The following is a 25,706-nucleotide window of genomic DNA, read 5'->3' on the forward strand; positions in this document are numbered from 1 at the left end:
ACGGGTGGGGAGATTGGCAGTTTCGGCGCTTCGCTCTGTCCTGCAACGCTGGGGATTGGCGAAAGCCATTGAGGCATCCGATCTCCCCCCTTGTGGGGGAGATGTCCGGCAGGACAGAGGGGGGCGCTGTCCCGCGACGTTATTCAATGCGGCGAAAGCCTATCCAACCAGCGCCAGTTTTGCCGCGACCGGAGCGAATGGATGTATGTCGATGCCATCCCTGGTCATGGTGACGAAGCTCGATGGCGGAATCGCCTGCCAGTCGCCGCCCTCGCGATCGAAGGGTTCGGAGACGATGCAGCGGCCGGCCCCTTTGCGGAAAATGGACGTGTAAAGCGTCGGAGCCTGGCCATCGGTGGCATAGCGCACCGCATACAATGCCTGTCCGTCGGAGAAGGCGGCGGTCAGTTTCAGCGCCGGCTCGAGACCGGCACGACGCGAGGCTTCCAGCACCCGGCTGGTGGCGCGCGAGACGGCGCCTTGCGGGTCGGCCGAAAGACCCTCGTCGATCATGAGCAGAAAAAAGAGTTCGGAATCGGTGGTGCCTTCGCGCTGGTCGAAAACGGCGTCGGACAGCGAGTTCTCCAGCGCGCGGCGGATTTTTTCGAAACCGCCGATCTGGCCGTTGTGCATGAACGACCAGCGTTCTGAGATGAACGGATGGCAGTTCATGCGGCTGGTGGCGCTGCCGGTCGAGGCCCTGACATGGGCGAGGAACAGGCTGGACTTGATCTGCCGGCACAGGCTTTTCAGATTGGGATCGGACCAGGCCGGCAGGATATCGCGGTAGAGGCCGGGTTCTGGCCTCTCGCCATACCAGGCAAGGCCGAAGCCGTCGCCATTGGTGGGCGACTTCGCTTCCTGGGCGCAATGGCTCTGGGCGATCAGCGAGTGACAGGGCGCCGTGAGGATGTCTTCGAGAAAGACCGCTTCACCGAGATAGGCCGCCCACCGGCACATCGCTTCTGTCTTCCTCTAGGCGCGATCCGGAAGAGCAGCGGGCTCGTTGATCGCGTGCGTGCCTCTGTTGTGCGTCCGCTCGTAGAGCTCGCGAATGATTCGGCTGGCGGTAGTCTCGAAGAGAAATGGCAAGAAAGCGTGAACAAAAGCTGCTCCCGCCGCCATCAGCAGGCGCGAGGAAAACCAGGCGGCGAAGGCCATATGGCTGAAATAGGTTTCGCCGACCTTGGCCGGATGAGAGGTGAAAATCCTTGCGACCGACATGCTGTTTCCCCTTCAGCGCTTTTCGTTTCGATATGAGTATCCTGACACGCCTCACCGGTTCATTGGTCCCAAAATATCCTTGTATTTTGCTATTCCTTGGGACAAATATCCCAATATGAGCTTTGACATCGACGAAATTGATCGAAAACTGCTCGCCGAATTGCAACGTGACGGCACGCTGTCCGTCGACCAGCTGTCGGAGCGCGTGGCCTTGTCGCGCAATGCCTGCTGGCGTCGCGTCAAGCGGCTGGAGGAAGATGGCGTCATCACCGGCCGCGTGGCGCTGGTCGATGCCGAGAAGCTCGGGCTGGGCCTTTCGGTGTTCATCCTGATCCGCACATCCAATCACGACCCCGACTGGCTGCAGAAATTCCGGGCGGCGGTGACCGGTCTTTCCGAGATCATCGGGGTCTACCGGATGTCCGGTGATCTCGACTATGTGCTGCGCGCCCGCGTCGCCGACGTGAAAGCCTATGACCGGCTCTACCAGCGGCTCATCGCCAAGGTGGCTTTATCCGATGTCTCCGCCTCCTTCGTCATGGAGGAGATCAAGGAGACGACGGTGGTTCCTATGGAACTCCGCTAGGCCACAGTGATGCCTGAAAGAAAGCCGTTGATAGCGCCGCGGTCGAGTTGACCGAATCGACATTCGCGCCGATAGGATCGATTTTATGCGCGCAGCCCTTCAAACACCGTCCGTCATCGGTCCCACCGTCGGCTTCGTCAGGCTGCCGCATGGCGAGGGGCTTCCGCTTCCCGCCTATGAAAGCGCCGGCGCCGCCGGCATGGATTTGCGTGCGGCGGTGCCTGAAGACCGGCCGCTTCTGATCCTGCCGGGCAAGCGCGCCTTGGTAGCGACGGGGCTGATCCTGGAAATCCCCGAAGGCATGGAAGGCCAGGTGCGGCCCCGCTCGGGCCTTGCCTTCAAACACGGCCTTACCGTCCTCAATTCACCGGGCACGGTCGACAGCGATTATCGCGGCGAGGTGAAGGTGCTGCTGGTCAATCTCGGCGACGAGGATTTCGCGGTGACGCGCGGGATGCGCATTGCCCAGATCGTTTTCGCCGCGGTGACGCAGGTGGCGGTTGAAGAGCGTTCGCTGGCCGGCGGGACGGCGCGTGGCACAGGCGGATTCGGATCGACCGGCACCGCCTGATGCCTGGCTGTGTTTCGGCACAGTGAACCGTTTTGCCGGGCAGACTGATCCAACATGACTGAAACACGCCCCCTGCCGAAGCTCGTCATCTTCGACTGCGACGGGATCCTGGTCGATACCGAGAACCTCGCCAACCGGCGCCTGGCCGAATGGCTGAGCGACGCCGGTTTTCCAACGACCTTCGAATATTGCCGCAAGAACTTCTCCGGCCGCAGCATGGTCTCGGTGCAGAAGGAGATCGAAGAGACGACCAGCGTCAGGCTCGGCGCCGATTTCGTCGAGCGCTGGAATGCCGGCCTGCCGGATCTGTTCGCTCACGGTGTCGAGGCGATCCCTTATGTCCGGGAGTTCATCGAGGCGGTCCGCGCGGCCGGCATCGCTTATTGCGTCGCCACCTCGGCCAGGATCTCCAAGATGCACATAACGCTTGGCCAGACCGGTCTGTTGCCGCTGTTCGAACATGCCATGTTCAGCGCCACCATGGTGTCGCGCGGCAAGCCGTTCCCCGACCTGTTCCTGCATGCGGCCAAAACGATGGGCTTCCCACCCGCCGACTGCATCGTCATCGAGGACAGCGTCGCCGGCACGCAGGCCGGCATCGCCGCCGGCATGCGCGTGTTCTCCTATCATGGCGACCCCTATTCGGACCGCGATGGCTTGATCCAGGCCGGCGGCATCCTGTTCTACGACATGCGCGAACTCGCCGGGCTGGTGCCGATCCATTGATCCGCTGCACTGGACGCCACAAAGCGCTGTGCTACCTTCCCCGCGCCCGACAATGAGGCGCCGCCATGCCAACGTACCTGCTCATTCCCGATCTGGCGGAGAAGGACGGTTTCCATGTCGGCTCCGTGCCTGTCGACATGCGCCACATCGACACTTTCGAGAAATTGGCAGCAGAGAACGAGAAACGCTTCTGAACCAACCGCATTCGTTTGCCCGGCCGCAAACAGCGCGGTAGCATCCGCCCCAATACTCGTTATGGGGGAGCATTCATGGACAAGGGCAAGATTTTTCGCGACCTGCATGCCTCGACCTTCGTCATGCCCAATCCCTGGGATCCGGGCACGACGAAGCTGCTCGGATCCTTCGGCTTCAAGGCACTGGCCACCACCAGCGCCGGCTTTGCCTTTTCGCGCGGCCTGCCGGATGGGGCCATGACCTTCGACCAGATGATCCATCATTGCCGCGAGGTGACGGGCGCGACCGACCTGCCGGTCTCGGCCGATCTCGAGAAGGGCAAGGGGGACAGCGCCGAGCAGGCCGCCGAAACCATTTTCGCGGCGGAAGCGGCCGGGCTTGCCGGCTGCTCGATCGAGGATCACACCGGCGATCCTGAAAAGCCCATCTACGAGTTTTCGCACGCGGTCGAGCGCGTCGCCGCAGCGGTGGAGGCGGCGCGGGCGCTGAAGCGCGACTTTGTCTTCACGGCGCGGGCCGAGAATTTCCTCTGGGGCAAGTCCGATCTCGACGACACGATCAAGCGGCTGCAGGCGTTCGAAAAAGCCGGCGCCGACGTGCTCTATGCACCTGGTATCGGCGATGTCGAGATGGTGCGGACCTTGTGTTCGTCGGTCGGCAAGCCGGTCAATGTCATGGCGAGGCCCGGCTTCACCATCGCCGACCTCGCCATGGCCGGTGCCAAGCGGATTTCGCTTGGGCCATGGCTGACCAATTTCGCCTACGGCATGCTGGAGACGGCGGCGCGCGAGATCCAGCAGGACGGCACGTTCGGCTTCACCCGCGCCGCCATGCCGTTCGGCAAGCTGCAGGCGCTGTTCGGCAAATCCCAGGGCTAGAATGAGTTCGGCCGCATGAACCTTACCGTTGTCGACATGCATACGGGTGGCGAGCCGCTACGGATCGTCACGGGCGGTTATCCCGCTATCCCCAAGGGCACCATCCTGGAGAAGCGCGCCTATGTGCGGGACCATCTCGACCATTTGCGCAAGTTGCTGATCTTCGAGCCGCGCGGCCACTATGACATGTATGGCGCTTTGCTGGTCGAGCCCGATTTGCCCGGCGCCGACCTCGCGGTGCTGTTCATGCACAATGAGGGCTATTCGACCATGTGCGGCCACGCCATCGTCGCGCTCGGCCGCTACGCCGTCGATCAGGGGCTGGTGGCGAAGCAGGAGCCGTTCACAACCGTGAACATCGAGGCGCCGTGCGGCCTGGTCGTCGCCTCGGTCGCAGTCAGCGATGGCAAGGCCGGCGCGGTGTCGTTCGAGAGCGTGCCGGCGTTCCTGTTCGCCGGCGATCGACAGATCGAGTTGACAGGCTATGGCAAGATCGGTTTCGACATCGCCTATGGCGGCGCCTTTTACGCGCTGGCCGACTGTCATCAATTCGGGCTGGAGTTCGGCCACGACCGCGTGCGCGATTTCGTCGACGCGGCAACCACGCTGACGAACCGGCTGAAGGCCGAGTTTCCGCTGTCGCATCCCGATCATGATGACCTCGCCTTCCTCTATGGCACCATCCTGACCGATGGAAAGGACGCCTTTTCCGGAGAGGCCACCAGGAACGTCTGCGTCTTCGCCGAGGCGGAGGTCGACCGCTCGCCGACCGGTTCCGGCGTCACCGCCCGGCTGGCGGCCATGCATGCCAAGGGCGAGATCGCCGTCGGGCAGACGCGAACGTTCGAGAGCATCGCCGGCTCGCGCTTTTCCGGGGCGGTGGCGCGAGCAGCGCGAGCCGGCCCGCATGAAGCGATCGTCGCCCGCGTCGGCGGCCGTGCCTATTATTCCGGACGAGCCGAATTCATTGTCGAGCCGGACGACGAGTTGGGGCCGGGATTTCTGCTACGCTGAAGAGATTTAGCGCCGCGACGCGCGTGCGACTTCCCGCGCCGAGATCGCCTTGTGCAGATGCACCATCATGGCGGCGGCGAAGAGCGGCGTCAGCAGGTTGAGCAGCGGCACGGCGAGGAAGGCCGCGACAACCAGCCCGGAGAGAAACACCGTACCGGCATACCGCCTGCGCAGGGCCCGGGCCTCTTCTTCCCCGCGAAAGCGCATGGCGGCGAATTCGAAGAATTCGCGTCCGAGCAAATAGCCGTTGACGATGAAGAAGGCGGCGATGTTGATGCCCGGCACCAGCAGGAGCATCAGCGCCACGACGTTGCCCAGGATGACGATGCCGAAGAATTTTATCGCCAGCACCAGCGAGCGCAATACCGGCATGGCGCGTCCGGCCGGGTCGCCGGGATAATCGGTGCGCTCGACCACTTCGGCCACATCGTCGAGGAACAGGCCGGCGATCACCGCCGTGACCGGTGCGATCAGAAGCGCCATGCCGAACGCCAGCGCGATGGCCGCGACGATGCCGCCCAACCAGCCGGCCCAGGACGGCATGCCGGGCAACAATGTTTGCAGCCACGGCAGGGCAAGCCATTCGACAAGGCTGGTCAAGCCGAACCACAGGGCGACCAACGCCAGCAGGGTCAGGCCGAGCGTCTTGATGAACACGGCGCGAAACGGAGGCGAGAGCAGCTCAAGGGCCGCGGTGCGGGCAGCGTCGAAAATCACCGTGCTTCACCCCCAGGTCAGCGGACACAGCCACAAGGCAGGACGCCTCCGAGATAGGCGGGCGGCCCGCGAGCACAAGCGCGGGCCGTTGCTTGCCTTCGTATGTTCCCCAGATCTGCCTATCGGGCTAAGCCCGGCTTACGAACCGGTATGGTCATGGCCGCCACGCCGGCGACGACAAACCCCATGCCGAGCCAGGCCGTGGGCCCCAGGCTTTCGCCGAGGAAGACGGCGCCGATGCCGACGCCGATCGGCACCCGCAGATAGGCCTGAGACGTGGTGCCGACCGAACCCAGCGTGTGGATCAGGCGGAAATAGATGACGAAAGCCAGTGCCGTCGAAAACACGGACAGGCCGAGCAGGGCAAGGATGGAAGCCGTCGAAGGCGCCAGCGTCCATGGCTGGTCGACCGCCAGGCTGAGCGGTCCCAGCATGACAGCGCCGCACAGCATCGAACCGGCGGCGGGAAGCATCGGATCGAGGCCCTTGAAGCCTCGGCCGAAAATGGCGGCGCCCGCATAGCACACGGTTGCCGCGACGATGGCGATCTGTGCCCAGAGCTGGTGGCCGATGCCGCCAAGCGCCTGCGTGCCGACGATGAGGCAGATGCCGGCGATGCCGGCGCCAACGCCGACCAGCTTGCGCACGGTCACCGGCTCATGACGGGTGATGAGCGCCGTCAGCAGGAAGGTGAAGATCGGCGAGGTGGCGTTGAGGATGGTGGCAAGGCCGGCGTCGACCGAACGCTCGGCCGCGGCGATCAGCGTGAACGGGACGACGCTGTTGAGGCAGGCCTGGAAGGCGAAGCGGCGCCAGCTTGCCGCATCGCCCGGCATGGCAAGCCCGCGCCTGCGGATGATGGCGAACAGGATGGCGCCGGCGATCAGGGTGCGGGCCGCGATGAAGGTGATGGGCGGGATGGTCTCTACGCCGATCTTGATGAAGGTGTAGGAGGCTCCCCAAAGCACCGCCAGCACGCCGAGCAATGCCAGGTCGATGGTCGTGTTGTTTTTGGCAGGCATGGGCTCGCGCCTTGGGACCGTGATTGAACAGGCGCAGATGTAGGCGACATCGCGACGAAATGTTTCGGCCACGGTCGAATTGTCGTAGCGCCTGGCTGGCGCGGCAAGGACAGAAAATCGGTTGCCAGTTTTCAGGGTCATGCTGTAGACCCGCGCGGGCATGGCAAGAAGCCGGCCCGGGTTTTGGCGGAGACATTGATGCCGGATTATGACGTGCTTTGCATCGGCAATGCGATTGTCGACATCATCGCCCAGTGCGAGGAGGAATTCCTCGAGACCAACGGCATCATCAAGGGCGCGATGAATCTCATCGACACGCAGCGCGCCGAATTGCTCTACAGCCGCATGGGCCCGGCGATCGAGGCCTCCGGCGGCAGCGCCGGCAACACGGCGGCCGGTGTTGCCTCGTTTGGCGGACGCGCCGCCTTCTTCGGCAAGGTCTCCAGCGATGCGCTGGGCGAAATCTACGCGCACGACATCCACGCGCAGGGTGTCGCCTTCGACACCAAGCCGCTCCAGGGCGAGCCGCCGACGGCGCGTTCGATGATCTTCGTCACGCCCGATGGCGAGCGCTCGATGAACACCTATCTCGGCGCCTGCGTCGAACTCGGCCCGGAAGATGTCGAAGCCGACAAGGCGTCCGGCGCCAAGGTAACCTATTTCGAGGGTTATCTGTGGGACCCGCCGCGCGCCAAGGAAGCGATCCGGCAGACGGCGAAACTGGCGCACGCTGCCGGTCGCGAAGTATCTATGACCTTATCGGATTCGTTCTGCGTCGACCGTTACCGCGACGAGTTCCTCGACCTGATGCGTTCGGGCACGGTCGATATCGTTTTTGCCAACAGCCACGAGATCAAGTCGCTTTATCAGACGTCGTCGTTCGACGAAGCGCTGGCGCGGATCCGCAAGGATTGCAAGATCGCGGCGGTTACCCGCTCCGAAAAGGGCTCGGTTATCGTGCGTGGCGACGAGACCGTGATCATCCAGGCGACCGCCATCAAGGAACTGGTCGACACGACGGGCGCCGGCGATCTCTACGCCGCCGGTTTCCTGCATGGCTACACACAAGGACGCGACCTCCAGACCTGCGGCGATCTTGGCTCACTGGCGGCCGGATTGGTGATCCAGCAGATCGGCCCCAGGCCAAGGCAGAACCTGCGCAAAGAGGCCGAGCAGGCGGGGTTGCTGTAACAACGCCCTTTCTCTTCGCTCGCTGTTGGGGAAAGGAGGCAAGCGCGGACAGCTTCTCATCGTCGCGCAGTTGTCACATACCGCTCCTACACGCAAATGCGAGCGTGCCGTGACTGACATTTCGACATGCTAATCGGGGTGTGAAGCAATGCAGGACAGCAACCTGTCGGGTCGCTGCATCCGTTGCCGTCGCACTTTCCACTTTCCGCCGTAACCGTTCAACAACCGGCCGCGGCCAAGGGAGGAGAGCGCGCGGCCCAGAAAACAGATGCATGACAAGATTTCAGACCAAGACGACATTTCAGACCAAGACAACCGGCATCACGCAGGACGATTTCGCCGACATGGTGGCGGAAAGGGTCGAGCGTGCGCTTGCCCACTATGACGAAGCCATCAACGGCCCCACAATGGTCTCGGTCGGCAAGATCGCCGGCTCTATAGCGTCCGCCGTCACCTTGCTGTCGCCCAAGCACCAGCGCGCCATCGACGCCATCCATGCCGACCTTCCGGGCCTGGCCCAGAAATTCGTGCGGGCGCTGGCGGCGGAAGCCGCACGCCGCGGCGAAGCCGGCGCCATGACCGCCACGACGCTGTCGGCAGAGGCTGAAACAGTTGCCGCGCTCCCCCAGTCCGACGACCTCGAATCGATGCTGATCGAGGACTGGGCCGGCCGCGTCGCCGGCTCGACCTATCTGGAAGAGAACCTGCGCATCGCCCGCTCCACCCTGCACCGCTGGCAAAGGCGCGGCGACGTCATCGCTCTGCGCAAGGGTGGCCGCAAGCACGTCTTCCCGCTGGCGCAGTTCGTCGATGGCAGGCCGGTCGCGGGCATAAGCGACGTGCTGGAGCTGATCGGCAATCCGAGACTCGCATGGCTGTGGCTGACCCGTCCAGCGGCGCACCTTGATGGGCGTATTCCCATCGACCTGCTGCGGCGGGACCAGGCGGAGGAAGTCGTGGAGGCGGCGCGGGCGTTCGCGCCGGGGTGAAGTCGGCGCGCTGTCAGCCCTTTCGTTCCGCGAGCAGGCCGAGATAGTGCTGCAGCACCGCCGCCCCGGCAAGCGACGTGACATCGGCGTGGTCATAGGCGGGCGCCACCTCCACAACGTCGGCGCCGACAATGAGTGCCCGTGCCGGGAGATAGGCCGGGTCGAGGCAATCGATGTCGAAGGTCAGACGCGAGCCCGATCTTCCACGACCCGGCGCTTGCCGTCCGTGAGGCCGTGAATGGCGGCGGCGTGGCGCTGGCCGACAACATCATGGTCGAGGACCTGCTGGCCAGCGGCCAGCTGGTCGCGCCCTTCACGATCCGCCACGCAATTCCACAGAGCTACTGCCTGTGGCAGAAGCCGGGCAACCGCATTTCAATCAGCGTCAGGCTGTTCCGGGATTGGCTGCTGTCGGAGATCGCCAGCCACAAGCAGGTGATGCGGCTGGCGTGAGGCGTCCAACACGGGGGAAGCCCCTCAAGCCCCCGCCGTATAGGCGGCGATCGCCGCCATGTTGACGATATCGCTGTCCTTGGCATTCAGCGACACGATCTGCACCGGCTTGTTCAGGCCGACCAGCAGCGGGCCGATGACGGTCGAGCCGCCCAGTTCCTGCAGCATCTTGGTCGAGATGGAGGCCGAGTGGAAAGCCGGCATGATCAGGACGTTGGCCGGACCGGTCAGCCTTATGAACGGGTATTGCGCCATGGCGCGGGCGTTGAGCGCGACGTCGGCGGCCATTTCGCCGTCATATTCGAAATCGACGCGGCGCTTGTCGAGGATGCGCACGGCTTCCTGGACGCGCTCGGAACGTTCGCCCTGTGGATGGCCGAAAGTGGAATAGGCAAGCATGGCGAGCCTTGGCTCGTAGCCCATGCGGCGCGCGAAGCCCGCCGCTTCCTCGGCGATGTCGGCGATCTGCTCGGCGTTGGGCATGTCGTGCACGGCGGTGTCGGCGACGAGCACCGTCTTGCCGCGCGCGAGCACGATCGAGACGCCGATGACGCGGTGACCGGGCTTGGCGTCGATGACGCGCCTGATGTCGTCGAGCGCGGTCGAATAGTTGCGGGTCACGCCGGTGACGATGCCGTCGGCGTCGCCCAGCGCCACCATGCAGGCGGCGAAATGGTTGCGGTCATTGTTGATCAGCCGCTGGCAGTCGCGGAACAGGAAGCCTTTGCGCTGCATGCGCTCGTAGAGATAGTCGGTGTAGATCGAATTGCGGCGCGACAGGCGCGCATTGATGATCTCGATGCCTTGCTTGTTCAGGTCGATGCCAGCGTGCCTGGCGTTCTCCTTGATGACGTCGTCGCGACCGAGCAGGATGGCGGTGCCGAGCCGCTGGTTCACGTAGGAGACGGCGGCGCGCATCACCTGCTCCTCCTCGCCCTCGGCGAAGACGATGCGCTTGGGCTGGCGGCGCACGCGGTCGTAGATGCGCTGCAGCGTCGAGGCGATCGGGTCGCGGCGGGCGGAAAGCTCCTGCGCGTAACGGTCGAGATCGAGGATCGGCTTGCGGGCGACGCCCGAATCCATTGCCGCCTTGGCCACGGCGATCGGGATGGCCGAGATCAGGCGCGGGTCGAACGGCACCGGAATGATGTAGTTGGGGCCGAATTTCGGCCGGTTGCCCTGATAGGCCGCGGCGACGTCGTCGGGCACGTCCTGGCGCGCCAGTTCGGCCAGCGCGCGGGCGGCGGCGATCTTCATGTCGTCATTGATGGTGGTGGCCCTGACATCCAGCGCACCGCGGAAGATGTAGGGAAAGCCGAGCACGTTGTTGACCTGGTTGGCGTAATCCGACCGCCCGGTGGCCATGATGGCGTCGGTGCGGATCTCGGCCACTTCCTCCGGGGTGATCTCGGGATCGGGGTTAGCCATGGCGAAGATGATCGGGTTCTTGGCCATCGACTGCACCATGGCGGTGGTCAGCGCCCCCTTGGCCGAAAGGCCGAGGAAGACGTCGGCGCCGTCCAGCGCTTCGGCCAGGGAACGCGCCTCCGTCTTGACCGCATGCGCCGATTTCCACTGGTTCATGCCCTCGGTGCGGCCCTGGAAGACAACCCCCTTGGTGTCGCATAGGATGATGTTTTCTGGCGAAAAACCCATCGCTTTCATCAGCTCGATACAGGCGATGCCGGCCGCGCCCGCACCGTTGCAGACCAGCTTCGTGGTCTTCATGTCGCGGCCGGTTATTTCCAGCGCGTTGATCAGACCGGCGGCCGAGATGATGGCGGTGCCGTGCTGGTCGTCATGGAAGACCGGAATGTCCATCAGTTCGCGCAGGCGCTGTTCGATGATGAAGCACTCCGGCGCCTTGATGTCCTCCAGGTTGATGCCGCCGAAGGACGGACCGAGGAAGCGCACGCAGTTGATGAACTCGTCGGCATCCTCGGTGTCGACCTCGAGGTCGATGGAATCGACATCGGCGAAGCGCTTGAACAGCACCGCCTTGCCTTCCATCACCGGCTTGGAGGCCAGCGCGCCGAGATTGCCGAGGCCAAGAATGGCGGTGCCGTTTGAGATGACGGCGACCATGTTGCCGCGCGTCGTGTAATCGAAGGCCCTGGATGGGTCCTCGGCGATGGCGCGCACGGGCACTGCCACGCCTGGCGAATAGGCGAGGCTGAGATCGCGCTGCGTCGTCATCGGCTTGGTGGCGACGATCTCCAGCTTGCCGGGCCGGCCCATGGCGTGGAATTCGAGCGCTTCCTGCGCGCTGACGGACGGACCGTTGTTCTCGGTTTTCCTGGCCATGGTGCTTTTGATTTCCTCGCCGGTGCGGCACCTCCTTGAAGCGGGTACCTGTGTGCTTGCGAATTAAGACCACGGGCCGCCGCGTGTAAACCACGAAGCTGGGCAAAGCTGCTTCAAAGCGGATACGGCCGGTCAGAAGCCTTTCCGCGCCGTTCCCAATGTCGTGATTTCATCCGCATGCTGGCGGGCCGTTGCCCAGCGCCGCAGCGTCCTGGTTCCGGGAAACGGCCATTGCGTCAGCGGCGGTTGGCTGCTTCCCATCCTCTTCAACAGGTCGGACAGGAACACTGTGAGTTCCTCCCGTTGAGCCCGCACCTTGGCCAGCGTGCGGTTGCGAATCTCATCGCGGGGAATGGCGCGGTCGCGCAACGTCTCGACCGCGCGCCGGATCGCCGCCGGATCGGGCTCGGCGATGATGCAATAGTCCGGATCGAAAAAGACGTCCCGGCCGCCAAGACTGGGCGTGCTCACCACCGGCAACCCCGCCATCAGATATTCCATGCTGGAGCACATCGCCCCTTCCGCCGCCGACAGACAGAGCCCAACCGCGGCCTGGTTGTAGACGCGGTTGACCTCCTGCGGCGGCAGCCAGCCAGTCAGGCCATTGACGATCGGGTTGGCGATACGATGCAGCGGCGATTGCACCTGCAAGCGACGGATGAAGGCACGGTCGCCGGCCCGCGGCAGCTCGCCGATCGAAAAGGTAATGTGGGCGAGCCTTTCGATATCGAAGGCGAGGTGGTGGCGCTTGGTGTGCGAAATGCGGCCGTTATAGACCGCATCAAACTCGACAGAAATGTCCGGCAGTGGTCGAAATATGTCCTCGCTGACCATCAGATTGTGGTTGGAGAAGATCGCGGTTCCTCCGGCAGCAGTGACCAGACGACGCTCCTCTTGCGTGTTGCAAAGAAAGATCAGTTCGTGAAGCGAGAAGCTCTCACGGTACCAGGCGAGATCCCTGCCAAGCTTCGCGACGACATGGGGCCGCTCAAGCGTCCAACTCGGCATCAGCAGGAACACGGCGCGGCGCGAGGCCAGGCGACGGCCGATTGCCACCACTGAGTTGAGGGGGCGCTCGCCGCCGATCGGCGTGTAGATCAGCAGCGGATCGTGGCTGAGCACGTAAGCTGCAAGCCGAATGCCGCTATCCAGGTGGGACAACGGACCGCTGAGCGGCAGCGCGAAAGGAAGGCGCTTGGCTGCTACAAACTTAAGCCTGCCCAACCGTTGGCTGGCGTGCCGAGCTGTCATGAGCCAGAAGCGCTCGAGCGCCGAGTCGATCGGTCCCACCATCTCCTCGAACGTTTCGTGCCCGTCTTTGTCCATGACGTCCCCGCCATTATTGCCCAAGATGACAGATATTCGCGATCGCCGCGTCGGGCAATGCAGCTGAACAGCCGTTCCATGAAGACGGCTCGCGGTCTTCCCCTGCTTTTCGATGGCCTGGCATTAAACCCCGCCATCACATCTGCTAGCGTGCCGCGCCATGAACATGCACAGCCCGAACGAGCCCGACGCCGCCCCCGAGGCGATGACGCCGCCGCAGCCCGGCGTTGCCGCCGTCACACCGATGATGGAGCAGTTCATCGAGATCAAGGCGGCTAACCCGGATTCGTTGCTGTTCTACCGCATGGGCGATTTCTACGAGCTGTTCTTCGACGATGCCGAGAAGGCGAGCCGGGCGCTGGGCATCGTGCTCACCAAACGCGGCAAGCATCAGGGCCACGACATTCCAATGTGCGGCGTGCCGGTGCATGCGGCCGACGACTATTTGCAGAAGCTGATCAGCCAGGGCTTCCGCGTTGCCGTCTGCGAGCAGATCGAGGATCCGGCCGAGGCCAAGAAGCGCGGCTCCAAATCGGTCGTGCGCCGCGACGTGGTGCGGCTGGTGACGCCGGGAACCATCACCGAGGACAAACTGCTGGCGCCGTCGGAATCGAGTTATCTGATGGCGTTGGGTCGGGTGAAGGGCGGCAGCGAGCACAGCTTTGCAATTGCCTGGATCGACATCTCGACTGGTGCTTTCCGCGTCGCCGAGACCACCGCCGACCGGCTGCTGGCCGACATCTTCCGTGTCGATCCGCGCGAACTCATCGTCGCCGAGCCGGTGTTCCATGATCCCGACCTGAAGCCGGTGTTCGACGTGCTCGGCCGTGTCGCCAGCCCACAGCCGCCGAGCCTGTTCGATTCGGCCTCGGCCACGGGGCGGATTGCGCGTTTCTTCGAGGTGGCGACACCGGACAGTTTCGGCACGTTTTCGCGCGCCGAATTATCGGCGATCTCGGGCGCCATCGCCTACGTCGAGAAAACGCAAAAGGCCGAGCGGCCGCCGCTGTCGCGGCCCGAGCGCGAGGAGCAGGGCTCGACCCTGTTCATCGATCCGGCGACGCGCGGCAATCTCGAACTGCTGCGTACGCTGTCCGGCAGCCGCGAGGGTTCGCTGTTCAAGGCGATCGACCGCACGGTGACCGGCGGCGGCGCAAGGTTGCTCGCCGACCGGCTGATGGCGCCGCTGACCGACCCGGCGGCCATCGGCGCGCGGCTGGACTCCGTCTCGTTCTTCCGCTCCGAGGTCAGGCTTTGCCAGGCGGTGCGGATGAGCCTGAAGAGCGTCGCCGACATGCCGCGCGCCCTGTCCAGGCTGGCGCTCAACCGGGGCGGGCCACGCGATCTCGGCGCGCTTCGCGCTGGTTTCGAGGCGGCCGGTGCCATCGCCGAAACCTTTGCCGCGATCGCCCTGCCCCAGGAGTTGGCCGGCGCGATGGCCGCGATCAAGGCGCTGCCCAAGGCGCTTGCCCAACATCTCACCCAGGCGCTCGGCGACGAGCTGCCGCTGCTCAAACGCGACGGCGGCTTCGTTCGCGGCGGCTACCACCCGGACCTCGACGAGATGCGGGCGTTGCGCGACGAGTCGCGAAAAGTGATTGCCGGACTGGAGCGCTCGCTGATCGAGGAAACCGGCATCCGCTCCCTGAAGATCCGGCACAACAATGTGCTGGGTTACTACATCGAGGTGACGGCCAATCATCACGCCGTCATGACTGGCAGCGATGGCGCCAAGGCGCGCTTCATCCACCGCCAGACCATGGCCAACGCCATGCGTTTCACCACGACCGAACTCGCCGAACTCGAGACCAAGATCGCCAATGCCGCCGACCGGGCACTGAGCATCGAACTGGCCGCCTTCGATGCGCTGACGGGGGAGGCGGTCGGCGCGGCCGAGGCGATCCGCGCCGGCGCCGACGCGCTCGCCGTGCTCGACGTGTCGGCAGCGCTTGCGCTTCTGTCGGAAAGCGAGGCCTGGTGCCGGCCGGTGGTGGATTCCAGCCTCGCCTTCGAGATTTCAGGCGGGCGGCATCCGGTGGTCGAACAGGCGCTGCGCCGTTCGGGCGAAGGCCCATTCGTCGCCAACGATTGCGACCTCTCGCCGGAGGGCAATGCCAAGAACGGCGCGATCTGGCTGCTGACCGGCCCCAACATGGGTGGCAAATCGACGTTCCTGCGGCAGAACGCGCTGATCGCCATCCTGGCCCAGACCGGCTCCTTCGTGCCGGCGACATCGGCCCATATCGGCGTCGTCGACCGGCTGTTCTCACGCGTCGGCGCCTCGGACGACCTGGCGCGCGGCCGCTCGACCTTCATGGTCGAGATGGTGGAGACGGCGGCGATCCTCAACCAGGCCGGCGAACGGGCGCTGGTGATCCTCGACGAGATCGGCCGCGGCACCGCCACCTTCGACGGGCTGTCGATTGCCTGGGCGGCGGTGGAGTATCTGCACGAGAAGAACCGCTGCCGGGCGATCTTCGCCACCCACTTCCACGAAATGACGTCGCTCGCCGGCAAGCTGGCGCGGCTTTCCAATGTCACCATGCGGGTCAAGGAGTGGGAAGGCGACGTCGTTTTCCTGCACGAGGTCGGCAAGGGTGCCGCCGACCGCTCCTACGGCGTCCAGGTAGCCCGCCTTGCGGGCCTGCCGGAAGCGGTGGTCGACCGCGCCAAGGCGGTGCTGCACCAATTGGAGCAAGGCGAGGTCTCCGGCAAGACCAACCGGCTGGTCGATGACCTGCCGCTGTTTTCGGTGGCGATGAAGCGGGAAGCGCCAAAGCTGGTGAAGAGCGACGCTGTGGGCGCGGCACTCGGTGAGATCAATCCCGACGAGATGACCCCCAAGGAAGCGCTGGAGGCGCTTTACCGGCTGAAGGGGCTGGCGGAGAAATAGTCAGATCATTTCCAGTCCGCGCTTGCGCGTCGGTGGGGGGAATGCACGGCCGAGATCGGCGAGGTCATCGGCCGTAAGCTTTATGTCCAGCGCGGCAAAATTCTGGCGGACGTGCTCCTGGCTGCTGGCCTTGGGAATGGCGATAACGCCGTCCTGATGCATCACCCAGGCCAAGGCGATTTGCGCAGGGGTCGCATTGTGACGGGCGGCGATGGCGTCAAGCCTGCTGTTGCGCGCCAAAGCACCCTGCTCCACCGGCGAATAGGCCATCAGCGGAATGCCGCGCTGGCGGCTCCATGGTGCAAGGTCGAATTCGGGGCCGCGCCGGATCAGATTGTAGAGCACCTGATTGGTCTGGACATTGCCGCCCGAGCGCAAACCGGTGAGCTCTTCCATTTCATCGGTATCGAAATTGCTGACGCCCCAGTGGCGGATCTTGCCGGCCTTCTTCAGAGCCTCGAAAGCGTCGACGGTCTCGGCCAAAGGCACGCTGCCCGGCCAGTGCAGGAGATAAAGATCGATGCGGTCGGTGCGCAAGCGCTTCAGGCTTTTCTCGCAAGCCGCCGGCACGCCGGTGCGCGAAGCATTGGACGGCAGCACCTTGGAGACGAGAAAGAGTTCTTCGCGCCGGCCGGCGATGGCTTCGGCCACCACCTCCTCGGCGCCGCCGCTGGCATACATTTCGGCGGTGTCGATCAGCGTCATGCCGAGGTCCAGCCCAAGCTTCAAGGCATTGACCTCCCCGGCTCGACGGCGGGCATCCTCGCCCATTTTCCAGGTGCCCTGTCCCAGCACCTGGACGGCTTCGCCCGAAGGCAGCTTGGTGGTTCTTGTCGTCGTGGGCATGGGGGCTCCTGGGTAAGCGATCGAGGCGCATGGCATCACAAGCATACGGAGAAATCCAGGATGGAGCTCGGGTTCTCCGGTCGCCGCCGTTGATGCCTTACTTCACCGGATGGGCGGCGAGCCAGTCCTGCATCTGCTTGATTTCGGCTTCCTGCGCGGCGATGACGCGTTCGGCGAGTTTGCGGATTTCCGGATCCTTGCCGTTGGCCAGTTCGACCTTGGCCATGTCGATCGCCCCCTGATGATGCGGGATCATGCCGCGGACAAAATCGACATCGGCGTTGCCGGTATATTGGGAGGCCATCATGTCGGTATGCATCTTGTCCATCGCCGCCTTGTAGCCCGCCGTGGAAGGGCTTTCCGCCCCCATGGCCATGGCACCCATGTCGTGCTTCATCTCCTCGCTCTGCGCCGGCACGCTTTCGAGGAAGACGGCAAGCAGCATTCCGGCGCCCATCAGCAGCAGCACGAGTTTTTTAGCCAAGGTCATTCATGGTCTCCTGTCGGTTGGATTTCGTATCTGGGGGTTAATCTCACAGTTTCAACGTTCTCAGGCGCAATGCGTTTGCGATCACCGAGACCGAGGACAGGCTCATCGCCGCCGCCGCCAGCATCGGCGACAGTAGCGTGCCGGTGAGCGGATAAAGCACGCCGGCCGCGACCGGCACACCAAGCACATTGTAGAGGAAGGCGAAGAACAGGTTCTGCCGGATATTACCGATGGTCGCCTGGGCCAGCGTTCGGGCGCGGACGATGCCGTTGAGGTCGCCCTTGACCAAGGTGATGCCGGCGCTTTCGACCGCGACATCGGCGCCCGTTCCCATGGCGATGCCGACATCGGCGGCGGCAAGCGCGGGCGCATCGTTGACGCCGTCGCCGGCCATGGCGACGGCGGCCCCCTTGCCGCGCAGTTCCTCGACCAGCGCTGCCTTCTGTTCCGGCAACAGACCTGCCCGAACCTCGTCTATGCCGAGATGTCCAGCGATCGCCCTGGCCGTGCGCTCATTGTCGCCGGTCGCCATGATGATCCGCAGCCCGCTGCCATGCAGTGCCTTGATCGCCTCGGCCGTGGTCGCCTTGACCGGATCGGCGACGGCGACGATGCCGGCCAGCTTGCCGTCGACAGCGACGAACATCACCGTCTTGCCATCGCCCTGCAAGGCTTCCACGCTGGCCAGGACCCCGGAAACGTCGATGGCGAGATCGGCCATCATCGCGGCATTGCCGAGCGCGACCTTCTTGTCCGACACCGTGCCGGAAACGCCTTTGCCGGTAACCGCCTCGAAGCTGCCGGCCTCGGCGATCTTCACGCCGCGCTGGCCGGCTCCGTCGACGATGGCCTCGGCCAGCGGATGCTCCGACCCTTTTTCCAGGGTCGCGGCGCATCTCAGCAATTCGTCCTCGGAAAAGCCGCTGGCAGCAACGACATCGGTCAATTTCGGCCGGCCCTCGGTCAGCGTGCCGGTCTTGTCGACGATCAGCGTGTCGACGGAGGCGAAGCGCTCGAGCGCGGCGGCTTCCTTGATCAGCACACCGGCATGCGCGCCGCGCCCGGTGGCGGTCATGATGGACATCGGTGTGGCGAGACCCAGCGCACAGGGACAGGCGATGATCAGCACCGAAACCGCCGAGACGATGGCGAAGATCAGGCTGGGCTCGGGGCCGAAGATCGCCCAGGCGACGAATGCGGCGATCGCGACCAGGACGACGGTCGGGACAAAGTAGAAGGAAACGCGGTCGGCCAGGCCTTGGATCGGGGCGCGCGAGCGCTGTGCCTTGGCGACGAGTTCGACGATGCGCGACAGCGTCGTCTCGGCGCCGATCCGTTCGGCGCGCATGATCAGCGAGCCGTTCTTATTGAGCGTGCCGCCGGTCAAGGCGTTGCCTTCGGCCTTCTCGACCGGCAAGGGCTCGCCCGTGATCATCGATTCGTCGATGGAGGAGCGGCCTTCGAGCACCGTGCCGTCGACCGGGACGGCATCGCCGGGACGGATGCGCAGGCGATCGCCGGTCTTGACCTCGTCCAGCCCGACATCGATCTCGGCGCCGTCCTCGGCGACCCGCCGCGCGGTCTTCGGCGCGAGGTCGAGCAAAGCTCGGATCGCCGATCCGGTCTTCTCGCGGGCGCGCAGTTCCAGCACCTGGCCGAGGAAGACCAGCGCGACGATGACGGCGGCCGCCTCGAAATAGACCGGCACCGCACCGCCATGGCCGCGAAACTGATGCGGAAAGATGTCCGGGAAGAGCGTGGCCACGACGCTGTAGAGATAGGCGGCGCCGACACCCAGCGAAATCAGCGTCCACATGTTGGGGCTGCGGTTGAGCATCGAGTCCCAGCCGCGATGGAAAAACGGGAAAGCGGCCCACAGCACCACCGGGCTCGCCAGCACCAGTTCGATCCAGACCTTCGCGCGATCCTCGACCAGGCCCTCAAGCGGCAGGCCTACCATCGGCGCCATGGCGACGATCAGCAGCGGGACCGACAGCACCGCGCTCACCCAGAGGCGTGTGGTGAAGTCGACCAGTTCGGGATTTGGCCCTTCATCGCCCGTCGGCACGCCCATGGGCTCGAGCGCCATGCCGCAGATCGGGCAGGAGCCGGGCTTGTCGCGGATGATCTGCGGATGCATGGGGCAAGTGTATTGCGTGCCCTTGGGCATCGGCGCCGGCGCCGGCCTGTCGCCGAGATAAGTTTGCGGCGCCGCCTCGAACTTCGCCTTGCAGCCGGCCGAACAGAAATAGAAGCCCTGGCCTTCATGGCGGGCGAAATACCTGGCGTCGGCGCGGTCGATGATCATGCCGCAGACAGGGTCAACGGCGGTCAGGTAGCTTTCCGGCTCGGCCTGGAACCTCGAACGGCATCGCTCGCTGCAGAAATGATAGAGGCGGCCGCCATGCTCGGATGTCGGCTTGCCGGCGGCCGGCTCCACCGTCATGCCGCAGACCGGATCGCGCAGAACCGCATCCGAATCTCCGCCCGTGCCCTTTGCCGCGCAGCAGCCGCCATGAGCGCCATGCGTGTGATGATCGTGATCTGAATGCGTCATTTTCTAATGCCTCGATGCACTGCTTCGAAGCAGAGGTAGTGCTTCCAGTAACTGGAAGGTCAAGGGCTGTTTTTTGACCTTTCACATTCAGAATTGCGGAGCCGCCGGATCAGAAGAATTCCCTATACAATCGCCCTATCGATGCTAAACGTTGCTCGCTAGAATTGCCGTGTCAAAATTATTCTCACTAAAATTGTTGCGCTCTGGCAGCTTGGTGCCGCCCTGGATTCGTTCAACAAATGAAATGTCTGGTCATCAACCTCGATCGGTCCGTGGACAGGCTTGCCCATATGACGGCGGAGTTCGCTCGTATTGGCATAGAATTCGAACGAGTCGCGGCCGTGGACGCGCGGTACCGTCCCGATCTGGATCTGCAGCCGCATTATGCTTCGTATGCGCCGCAGCATGTGACGAGCAGCGAGGTCGCTTGCCTGCACAGCCATCGCGCCTGCTGGATGATCATTGCGCAAGGCGAAGCATGCTATGGCGCCGTCTTCGAGGACGACATTATTTTTTCCGCAAACGCCGGTATACTGCTTGCCTGTGCCGGATGGATCCCGGCCGATGCTGACATTGTCAAGATCGAGACGTTCTTCAAGAGGACTTCGATCCATCGCAAAAGGATTTCCGTCGGCCACGGCTTTTCCATGTTCCGACTCTGCAACATACACCTGGGAACCGGGGGCTACATCATATCGAGACAAGCCGCGCGCGATCTCCTTGCCGCGACCGAGATGATTAAGGTGGCTGTCGACCACGTCATGTTCAATCCGGCATTTCCGACCTCGTCCAGCAAGGCAATCTACCAACTTTTCCCTGCGTTATGCGCGCAGGACCAGTTCCTGGGCGACATAGCGGTGGGACTACCAAGCCTACTCAGTCGGGAGCGCAATGCCAAAACCCGTCGGCGCCCGGCGGGAGAGAAGATCAGAATCGAGATCGGGCGAATCGTCGATTGGATCATCGATTTCTGCAAGCTGCGGCGACAGATGACCATTCCCATGGCTTCGCCCAGGCCGCAGAGCCTAGGCGACCTCACCCAGAGAGCCCATACCCAGCGCCGCGAAAACACGCTATAGACGCCGCCCAAAAGGCAAGGCCAACCGATATCTATGGCGAAAATCTCCCTGAAGCTCGATGAACTGATCGACGGCGAAGCCTTGCGTCGCGAGATGACCGCGCTGACCACGGCCAGCGCCGGCGACGGTTCCAGCAAGGCCATCCGCACGGCCGTCCTTCAGCTTCTCAAGGGGCGTCTCGCGGAGGGCCGCAAGACAGCCGAGGCCATGCTGAGACAAGATGGCGGCGGCAATGCCTGCGCCGAACGGCTGTCGCACCTGATGGACGAGCTGATCCGCTCGCTCTACGATTTTGCCGCAACCCATGTCTACCGGGTGAAGAACCGATCCTCGGCCGAACGCATGGCGGTCGTTGCCGTCGGCGGCTATGGCCGCGGCACGCTGGCGCCGGGATCCGACATCGACCTTCTGTTCCTGCTGCCTTACAAGCAGACGCCATGGGGCGAACAGACGGTCGAATATATGCTCTACATGCTGTGGGACATGGGGCTGAAGGTCGGCCATGCCACCCGCAACATCGATGAGTGCCTCAGGCTGTCGCGCACCGACATCACCATCCGCACCTCGATCCTGGAAGCCCGTTTCCTGTGGGGCGAACGCAAGCTCTATGACGAGTTGATGCTGCGCTTCGACCATGAGGTGGTGCGCACGACCGGCCCGGAATATGTGCAGGCCAAGCTTGCCGAACGCGACGAGCGCCATGCCAAGGCCGGCGAAAGCCGCTATCTGGTCGAGCCCAACGTCAAGGACGGCAAGGGCGGCCTGCGCGACCTGCAGACGCTGTTCTGGATCGGCAAGTATTTTTACCGGGTGCGCACCGGCGAGGAACTGGTCGAAAAAGGCGTCTTCACCGAAGCCGAGTACCGCGAGTTCCAGAAGGCCGAGGATTTCCTGTGGGCGGTGCGCTGCCACATGCACTTCCTCACCGGCAAGGCCGAGGAGCGGCTGCATTTCGACATTCAGCGCGAGATCGCCGAACGGCTCGGCTATACGACCCATCCCGGCCTGTCGGCGGTCGAACGCTTCATGAAGCACTATTTCCTCGTCGCCAAGGATGTCGGCGACCTGACCCGCATCTTCTGCGCCGCGCTGGAGGAGGAGCAGGCCAAGCATGTTCCCGGCTTCAACCGCATCTTCCTCACCTTCCAGCGCCGCAAGCGCAAGCTTGCCGGCACGTCGGACTTCATAGTCGACAACCATCGCATCAACATCGCCGACGACGGCGTCTTCGAGCGCGACCCGGTCAATCTTCTCAGGCTGTTCTGGTTTGCCGACAAGCACGGGCTGGAATTCCATCCCGATGCGCTGAAACTGCTCACCCGTTCGCTCGGCCTGGTCAACAAGTCGCTCAGGCGCGACGAGGAAGCCAACCGGCTGTTCCTCGACATATTGACCTCGGACCGCAACGCCGAGCTCAACCTGCGGCGGATGAACGAGGCGGGATTGCTGGGCCGGCTGATCCCGGATTTCGGCAAGATCGTCGCCATGATGCAGTTCTCGATGTACCACCACTACACGGTCGACGAGCACCTGATCCGCTGCATCGGCGTGCTGGCCGAGATCGAGCGCGGCGACGGCGAGAAGGTGCATCCGCTGTCGCATGCGCTGATGCCCGGGCTGAAGAAAAGCCGCGAGGCGCTCTATGTCGCCGTCCTGCTGCACGACATCGCCAAGGGCAGACCAGAGGACCATTCCGAGGCTGGCGCCAGAATCGCAAGGCGGATCTGCCCGCATATGGGGCTTTCGCCGGCCGATACGGAAACCGTCGCCTGGCTGGTCGAGAACCACCTCGTCATGTCGATGACGGCGCAGACCCGGGACCTCAACGATCGCAAGACGATCGAGGACTTCGCCTCGATCGTGCAATCGGTCGAGCGGCTGAAGATGCTGTTGATCCTCACCGTCTGCGACATCAGGGGCGTCGGACCGGGCGTGTGGAACGGCTGGAAGGGCCAGTTGCTGCGTACGCTCTACTACGAAACCGAACTGCTGCTGACCGGCGGCTTTTCGGAAGTCTCGCGCGCCCAACGCACGGCGGCGGCGCGCGAACGCCTGGCCGAGGCGCTCGCCGACTGGCCCGACAAGGCGCGCAAGCGCTATGTCGGGCTGCATTATGAAAACTACCTGCTGACCGTGGACCTGCCGGACCAGCTTCGCCACGCCGAATTCATCCGCGAGGCGGACGCGGCGGGCAACAAGCTCGCCACCATGGTCAAGACCCACCAGTTCGAGGCGGTGACCGAAATCACCGTGCTGGCGCAGGACCATCCCCGTCTTCTCTCGGTCATCGCCGGGGCATGCGCCGGCGCCGGCGGCAACATCGTCGACGCGCAGATCTTCACCACGTCGGACGGCCGCGCGCTGGACACGATCCTGATCTCGAGGGAATTCGACCGCGACGAGGACGAACGCCGGCGCGCCGAGCGTGTCGGCCGGCTGATCGAGGACGTGCTGTCGGGCAAGAGCTGGCTGCCGGAGATGATCGAGAAACGCACCAAGCCAAGGCGCGGATCCAAGGTTTTCAAGATCCCTCCACGCGCTGAAATCCGCAACGCGCTATCGAACCGGTTTTCGGTGATCGAGGTCGAGGGGCTCGACCGCCCCGGCCTGCTGTCGGAAATCACCGGAACACTGTCCGACCTGTCGCTCGACATCGCATCGGCGCATATCACCACCTTCGGCGAGAAGGTCATCGACACCTTCTATGTCACCGACCTGACCGGCCAGAAGATCGACAACCCGGCCCGCATCGCCACCATCCGCAACCGGCTGATAGCGACGCTCGAAGGTGTAGCGCTCGAACGCGGCGGCAAGGCCAAGGCAGCCGCCGAGTGACGGCCATCATCCCCTTCTTCCAATCCCACAGGCAGTTTGCGAACGCATGAGTCTCGTCAAGAAATTCGCTACCGTCGCGTCCGGCACGCTGATGAGCCGTGCGCTCGGTTTCGGTCGCGAGATGCTGATGGCGGCCGCACTCGGCACCGGACCGGTCGCGGACGCCTTCAATGCCGCCTTCCAGTTCCCCAACACCTTTCGCCGGCTGTTCGCCGAGGGCGCGTTCAATGCCGCCTTCGTGCCGCTGTTCGCCAAGGAGATCGAGACACACGGCACCGATGGCGCCAAGCGTTTTTCCGAAGAGGTGTTCGGGGTGCTGTTCACCGCGCTCCTGGCGCTGACCATCGCCATGGAACTGGCGATGCCGCTGATCGTGCGCTACCTGGTGGCGCCGGGCTTTGCCGACACGCCGGGCAAGTTCGAGACGACCGTCACGCTTGCGACGATCATGTTCCCTTATCTGATCTGCATGTCGCTCGCCGCCATGATGGCGGGCATGCTGAACTCCTTGCGGCGCTATTTCGCCGCGGCAATCGCGCCGGCCTTCCTCAACATCATCCTCATCAGCGTGCTTGGCTATGCCTGGTACCACGGACTGGATGCACACGCTGTCGGCTTCGGCCTGTCCTGGGGCGTGCTGGCGGCCGGCGTCGTGCAGCTCGCCATCGTCTGGGTGGCGGTGCGCAATGCGGGCATCTCGATCGGCTTCCGCCGGCCTAGGATGACGCCGAACGTGAAGCGGCTCCTGATCCTGGCGCTGCCGGCGGCGATCACCGGTGGCATCACCCAGATCAACCAGCTGATCGGAACGGCCATCGCCTCGGCGCAGGACAGTGCCGTGTCCTCGCTGGCTTATGCCGACCGCGTCTACCAGTTGCCGCTCGGTGTCGTCGGCGTCGCGGTGGCGATCGTGCTGTTGCCCGAACTGTCGCGGGCGCTGAAGTCAGGCAATCTGATCGAGGCAGCCAATCTGCAGAACCGCTCCGTCGAATTCACCCTGTTCATGACCTTGCCGGCGGCGGCGGCGCTCTGGGTAATGGCGGAGCCGATCGTGCGGCTGGTCTATGAGCGCGGCGCGTTCGCCGCCAACCATTCGACACCTGTCGTGGCGGCGATCCTGGCGATCTTCGGTCTCGGCCTGCCGGCCTTCGTGCTGATCAAGGCCTTCACCCCAGGCTATTTCGCCCGCGAGGATACGCGCACGCCGATGATCTTCGCCGCAATCTCCGTGGCGGTGAACGTCGCCACCGCGCTGACGCTGTTCCCGAGGATGGGTGCACCCGGCATCGCCGTGGCCTCCGCCGTCGCCGGCTGGGTCAACGCGCTGATGCTGCTTGCCGTGCTGATCCGGCGCGGCCATTGGGGCCGCGACGTGCCGCTGTTGAGGCGCATCCCACGGCTGGTGCTGTCGGCGGTGGTCATGGGTGTCGCACTCTATTTCGCCGAACATTGGTTGGCCACAAGGATCGGCCCCGGCTCGCCGCTGGTCGTCAAGGCGACGACGGTGCTGGCGCTGGTGGCCGGCGGGGCGCTGCTCTATTTCGCCACCGCTTTCGCCACCGGCGGCGCCGATTTCAGCATGATCCGGCGCAATGTGGGGCGCCGGAGGACAGAAGCCGGCCCGTCCGTGGCAAAATCAGAACTCGACGAATAGATCGGCCGAGCATCCCGCCTGGCCGGTCTTGATCCCGCCCGCGCTCTCGTCCATAAGCGCGCCGTCGCAGACTTTCGCCTCGCGCGGTTTCCAGCCGCACGATTGGCTCCGAAAAGTCCGCAACTTTTCGGAATCACGCTTATACGGCCCTCCACA

22 protein-coding genes and 1 pseudogene are annotated in these 25,706 nt (G+C 64.1%); 13 read left to right on the plus strand and 10 right to left on the minus strand.

Going from position 1 to position 25,706, the window contains the following annotated elements; all coding sequences use genetic code 11:
- Nucleotides 1-159: 159 nt before the first annotated feature.
- Both FJ527_RS02555 and FJ527_RS02560 read right to left on the minus strand, forming a co-directional pair.
- A complete protein-coding gene (locus FJ527_RS02555) occupies nucleotides 160-960 on the minus strand; it encodes a class II glutamine amidotransferase (RefSeq protein ID WP_140821533.1) in 801 nt (266 codons plus the stop codon).
- Between the two features lie 15 nt (nucleotides 961-975).
- On the minus strand, nucleotides 976-1,224 hold the full coding sequence (locus FJ527_RS02560; protein WP_015314154.1) for a DUF6356 family protein: 249 nt from the start codon (nucleotides 1,222-1,224) through the stop codon (nucleotides 976-978).
- Nucleotides 1,225-1,339: 115 nt separating this feature from the next.
- Between FJ527_RS02560 and FJ527_RS02565 the strand changes: the two genes are divergently transcribed.
- From FJ527_RS02565 to FJ527_RS02585, 6 genes are all read left to right on the plus strand, one after another.
- Nucleotides 1,340-1,810 carry an Lrp/AsnC family transcriptional regulator gene (locus FJ527_RS02565; protein WP_023772539.1) on the plus strand — a complete coding sequence of 157 codons (471 nt, stop codon included), beginning with the start codon at nucleotides 1,340-1,342 and terminating at the stop codon, nucleotides 1,808-1,810.
- A gap of 85 nt (nucleotides 1,811-1,895) precedes the next feature.
- Nucleotides 1,896-2,381: a dUTP diphosphatase gene (gene dut / locus FJ527_RS02570; protein WP_140821535.1), complete on the plus strand. Its 486-nt coding sequence runs from the start codon at nucleotides 1,896-1,898 to the stop codon at nucleotides 2,379-2,381.
- A gap of 54 nt (nucleotides 2,382-2,435) precedes the next feature.
- Nucleotides 2,436-3,107, plus strand: a complete 672-nt coding sequence (locus FJ527_RS02575) for an HAD family phosphatase (RefSeq protein WP_140821537.1) — start codon at nucleotides 2,436-2,438, stop codon at nucleotides 3,105-3,107.
- A 65-nt stretch (nucleotides 3,108-3,172) separates the two neighbouring features.
- On the plus strand, nucleotides 3,173-3,301 hold the full coding sequence (locus FJ527_RS29785) for a hypothetical protein (protein ID WP_281406491.1): 129 nt from the start codon (nucleotides 3,173-3,175) through the stop codon (nucleotides 3,299-3,301).
- 75 nt (nucleotides 3,302-3,376) lie between these two features.
- Complete coding sequence (locus tag FJ527_RS02580) at nucleotides 3,377-4,180, plus strand: oxaloacetate decarboxylase (protein ID WP_140821539.1); 804 nt, start codon at nucleotides 3,377-3,379, stop codon at nucleotides 4,178-4,180.
- A 15-nt stretch (nucleotides 4,181-4,195) separates the two neighbouring features.
- Nucleotides 4,196-5,194 (plus strand): proline racemase family protein, encoded by a 999-nt coding sequence (locus tag FJ527_RS02585; RefSeq protein WP_140821540.1) that lies wholly within the window; start codon nucleotides 4,196-4,198, stop codon nucleotides 5,192-5,194.
- A gap of 6 nt (nucleotides 5,195-5,200) precedes the next feature.
- Here the strand turns inward: FJ527_RS02585 and FJ527_RS02590 are convergent, their stop codons facing one another.
- Both FJ527_RS02590 and FJ527_RS02595 read right to left on the minus strand, forming a co-directional pair.
- Entirely contained in the window at nucleotides 5,201-5,911 is a 711-nt protein-coding gene (locus FJ527_RS02590) for a sulfate transporter family protein (protein WP_140614893.1), read from the minus strand.
- Between the two features lie 119 nt (nucleotides 5,912-6,030).
- Nucleotides 6,031-6,933, minus strand: coding sequence for an EamA family transporter (locus FJ527_RS02595; RefSeq protein ID WP_140821542.1), 903 nt, complete (start codon nucleotides 6,931-6,933; stop codon nucleotides 6,031-6,033).
- Between the two features lie 198 nt (nucleotides 6,934-7,131).
- Here FJ527_RS02595 and FJ527_RS02600 point away from each other — a divergent pair, with 198 nt between their 5' ends.
- Together FJ527_RS02600 and FJ527_RS02605 are read left to right on the plus strand one after the other, a co-directional pair.
- Nucleotides 7,132-8,124, plus strand: a complete 993-nt coding sequence (locus tag FJ527_RS02600; RefSeq protein ID WP_140821544.1) for an adenosine kinase — start codon at nucleotides 7,132-7,134, stop codon at nucleotides 8,122-8,124.
- 272 nt (nucleotides 8,125-8,396) lie between these two features.
- Nucleotides 8,397-9,113, plus strand: coding sequence for an antitoxin Xre/MbcA/ParS toxin-binding domain-containing protein (locus tag FJ527_RS02605; protein WP_140821546.1), 717 nt, complete (start codon nucleotides 8,397-8,399; stop codon nucleotides 9,111-9,113).
- A gap of 13 nt (nucleotides 9,114-9,126) precedes the next feature.
- Here FJ527_RS02605 and FJ527_RS02610 read toward each other — a convergent pair.
- Nucleotides 9,127-9,306 (minus strand): annotated as a pseudogene (locus FJ527_RS02610) (arginase family protein); the annotation flags it as partial.
- Between the two features lie 41 nt (nucleotides 9,307-9,347).
- On the opposite strand from FJ527_RS02610, the gene FJ527_RS02615 reads away from it, so the two are divergent.
- Entirely contained in the window at nucleotides 9,348-9,566 is a 219-nt protein-coding gene (locus FJ527_RS02615; RefSeq protein WP_181166267.1) for a hypothetical protein, read from the plus strand.
- 24 nt (nucleotides 9,567-9,590) lie between these two features.
- Here the strand turns inward: FJ527_RS02615 and FJ527_RS02620 are convergent, their stop codons facing one another.
- Nucleotides 9,591-11,870, minus strand: coding sequence for an NADP-dependent malic enzyme (locus FJ527_RS02620; protein WP_015314164.1), 2,280 nt, complete (start codon nucleotides 11,868-11,870; stop codon nucleotides 9,591-9,593).
- A 132-nt stretch (nucleotides 11,871-12,002) separates the two neighbouring features.
- Nucleotides 12,003-13,220, minus strand: a complete 1,218-nt coding sequence (locus tag FJ527_RS02625) for a glycosyltransferase (RefSeq protein ID WP_246677670.1) — start codon at nucleotides 13,218-13,220, stop codon at nucleotides 12,003-12,005.
- Nucleotides 13,221-13,356: 136 nt separating this feature from the next.
- Here FJ527_RS02625 and mutS point away from each other — a divergent pair, with 136 nt between their 5' ends.
- Entirely contained in the window at nucleotides 13,357-16,089 is a 2,733-nt protein-coding gene (gene mutS, locus FJ527_RS02630) for a DNA mismatch repair protein MutS (protein ID WP_140821548.1), read from the plus strand.
- Here mutS and FJ527_RS02635 read toward each other — a convergent pair whose 3' ends face one another.
- The 3 genes from FJ527_RS02635 to FJ527_RS02645 all read right to left on the minus strand — a co-directional run bounded on the left by FJ527_RS02635 (nucleotide 16,090) and on the right by FJ527_RS02645 (nucleotide 19,982).
- Nucleotides 16,090-16,935 carry an aldo/keto reductase gene (locus tag FJ527_RS02635; protein ID WP_140821550.1) on the minus strand — a complete coding sequence of 282 codons (846 nt, stop codon included), beginning with the start codon at nucleotides 16,933-16,935 and terminating at the stop codon, nucleotides 16,090-16,092.
- Between the two features lie 97 nt (nucleotides 16,936-17,032).
- Nucleotides 17,033-17,425 (minus strand): DUF305 domain-containing protein, encoded by a 393-nt coding sequence (locus FJ527_RS02640; protein ID WP_140714231.1) that lies wholly within the window; start codon nucleotides 17,423-17,425, stop codon nucleotides 17,033-17,035.
- Between the two features lie 43 nt (nucleotides 17,426-17,468).
- Nucleotides 17,469-19,982 (minus strand): heavy metal translocating P-type ATPase, encoded by a 2,514-nt coding sequence (locus tag FJ527_RS02645; RefSeq protein ID WP_140821552.1) that lies wholly within the window; start codon nucleotides 19,980-19,982, stop codon nucleotides 17,469-17,471.
- 239 nt (nucleotides 19,983-20,221) lie between these two features.
- Between FJ527_RS02645 and FJ527_RS02650 the strand changes: the two genes are divergently transcribed.
- From FJ527_RS02650 to murJ, 3 genes are read left to right on the plus strand one after another with little or no spacing between them, the layout of a single operon-like run.
- Nucleotides 20,222-21,061 (plus strand): glycosyltransferase family 25 protein, encoded by an 840-nt coding sequence (locus FJ527_RS02650; RefSeq protein ID WP_140821554.1) that lies wholly within the window; start codon nucleotides 20,222-20,224, stop codon nucleotides 21,059-21,061.
- 33 nt (nucleotides 21,062-21,094) lie between these two features.
- On the plus strand, nucleotides 21,095-23,896 hold the full coding sequence (locus FJ527_RS02655) for a [protein-PII] uridylyltransferase (protein WP_140821556.1): 2,802 nt from the start codon (nucleotides 21,095-21,097) through the stop codon (nucleotides 23,894-23,896).
- Between the two features lie 46 nt (nucleotides 23,897-23,942).
- A complete protein-coding gene (gene murJ, locus FJ527_RS02660) occupies nucleotides 23,943-25,550 on the plus strand; it encodes a murein biosynthesis integral membrane protein MurJ (RefSeq protein ID WP_140821558.1) in 1,608 nt (535 codons plus the stop codon).
- Nucleotides 25,551-25,706: the final 156 nt, after the last annotated feature.

Origin of the sequence: Mesorhizobium sp. B2-4-18 (assembly GCF_006441385.1) — a bacterium.
Lineage (GTDB): Bacteria > Pseudomonadota > Alphaproteobacteria > Rhizobiales > Rhizobiaceae > Mesorhizobium > Mesorhizobium australicum.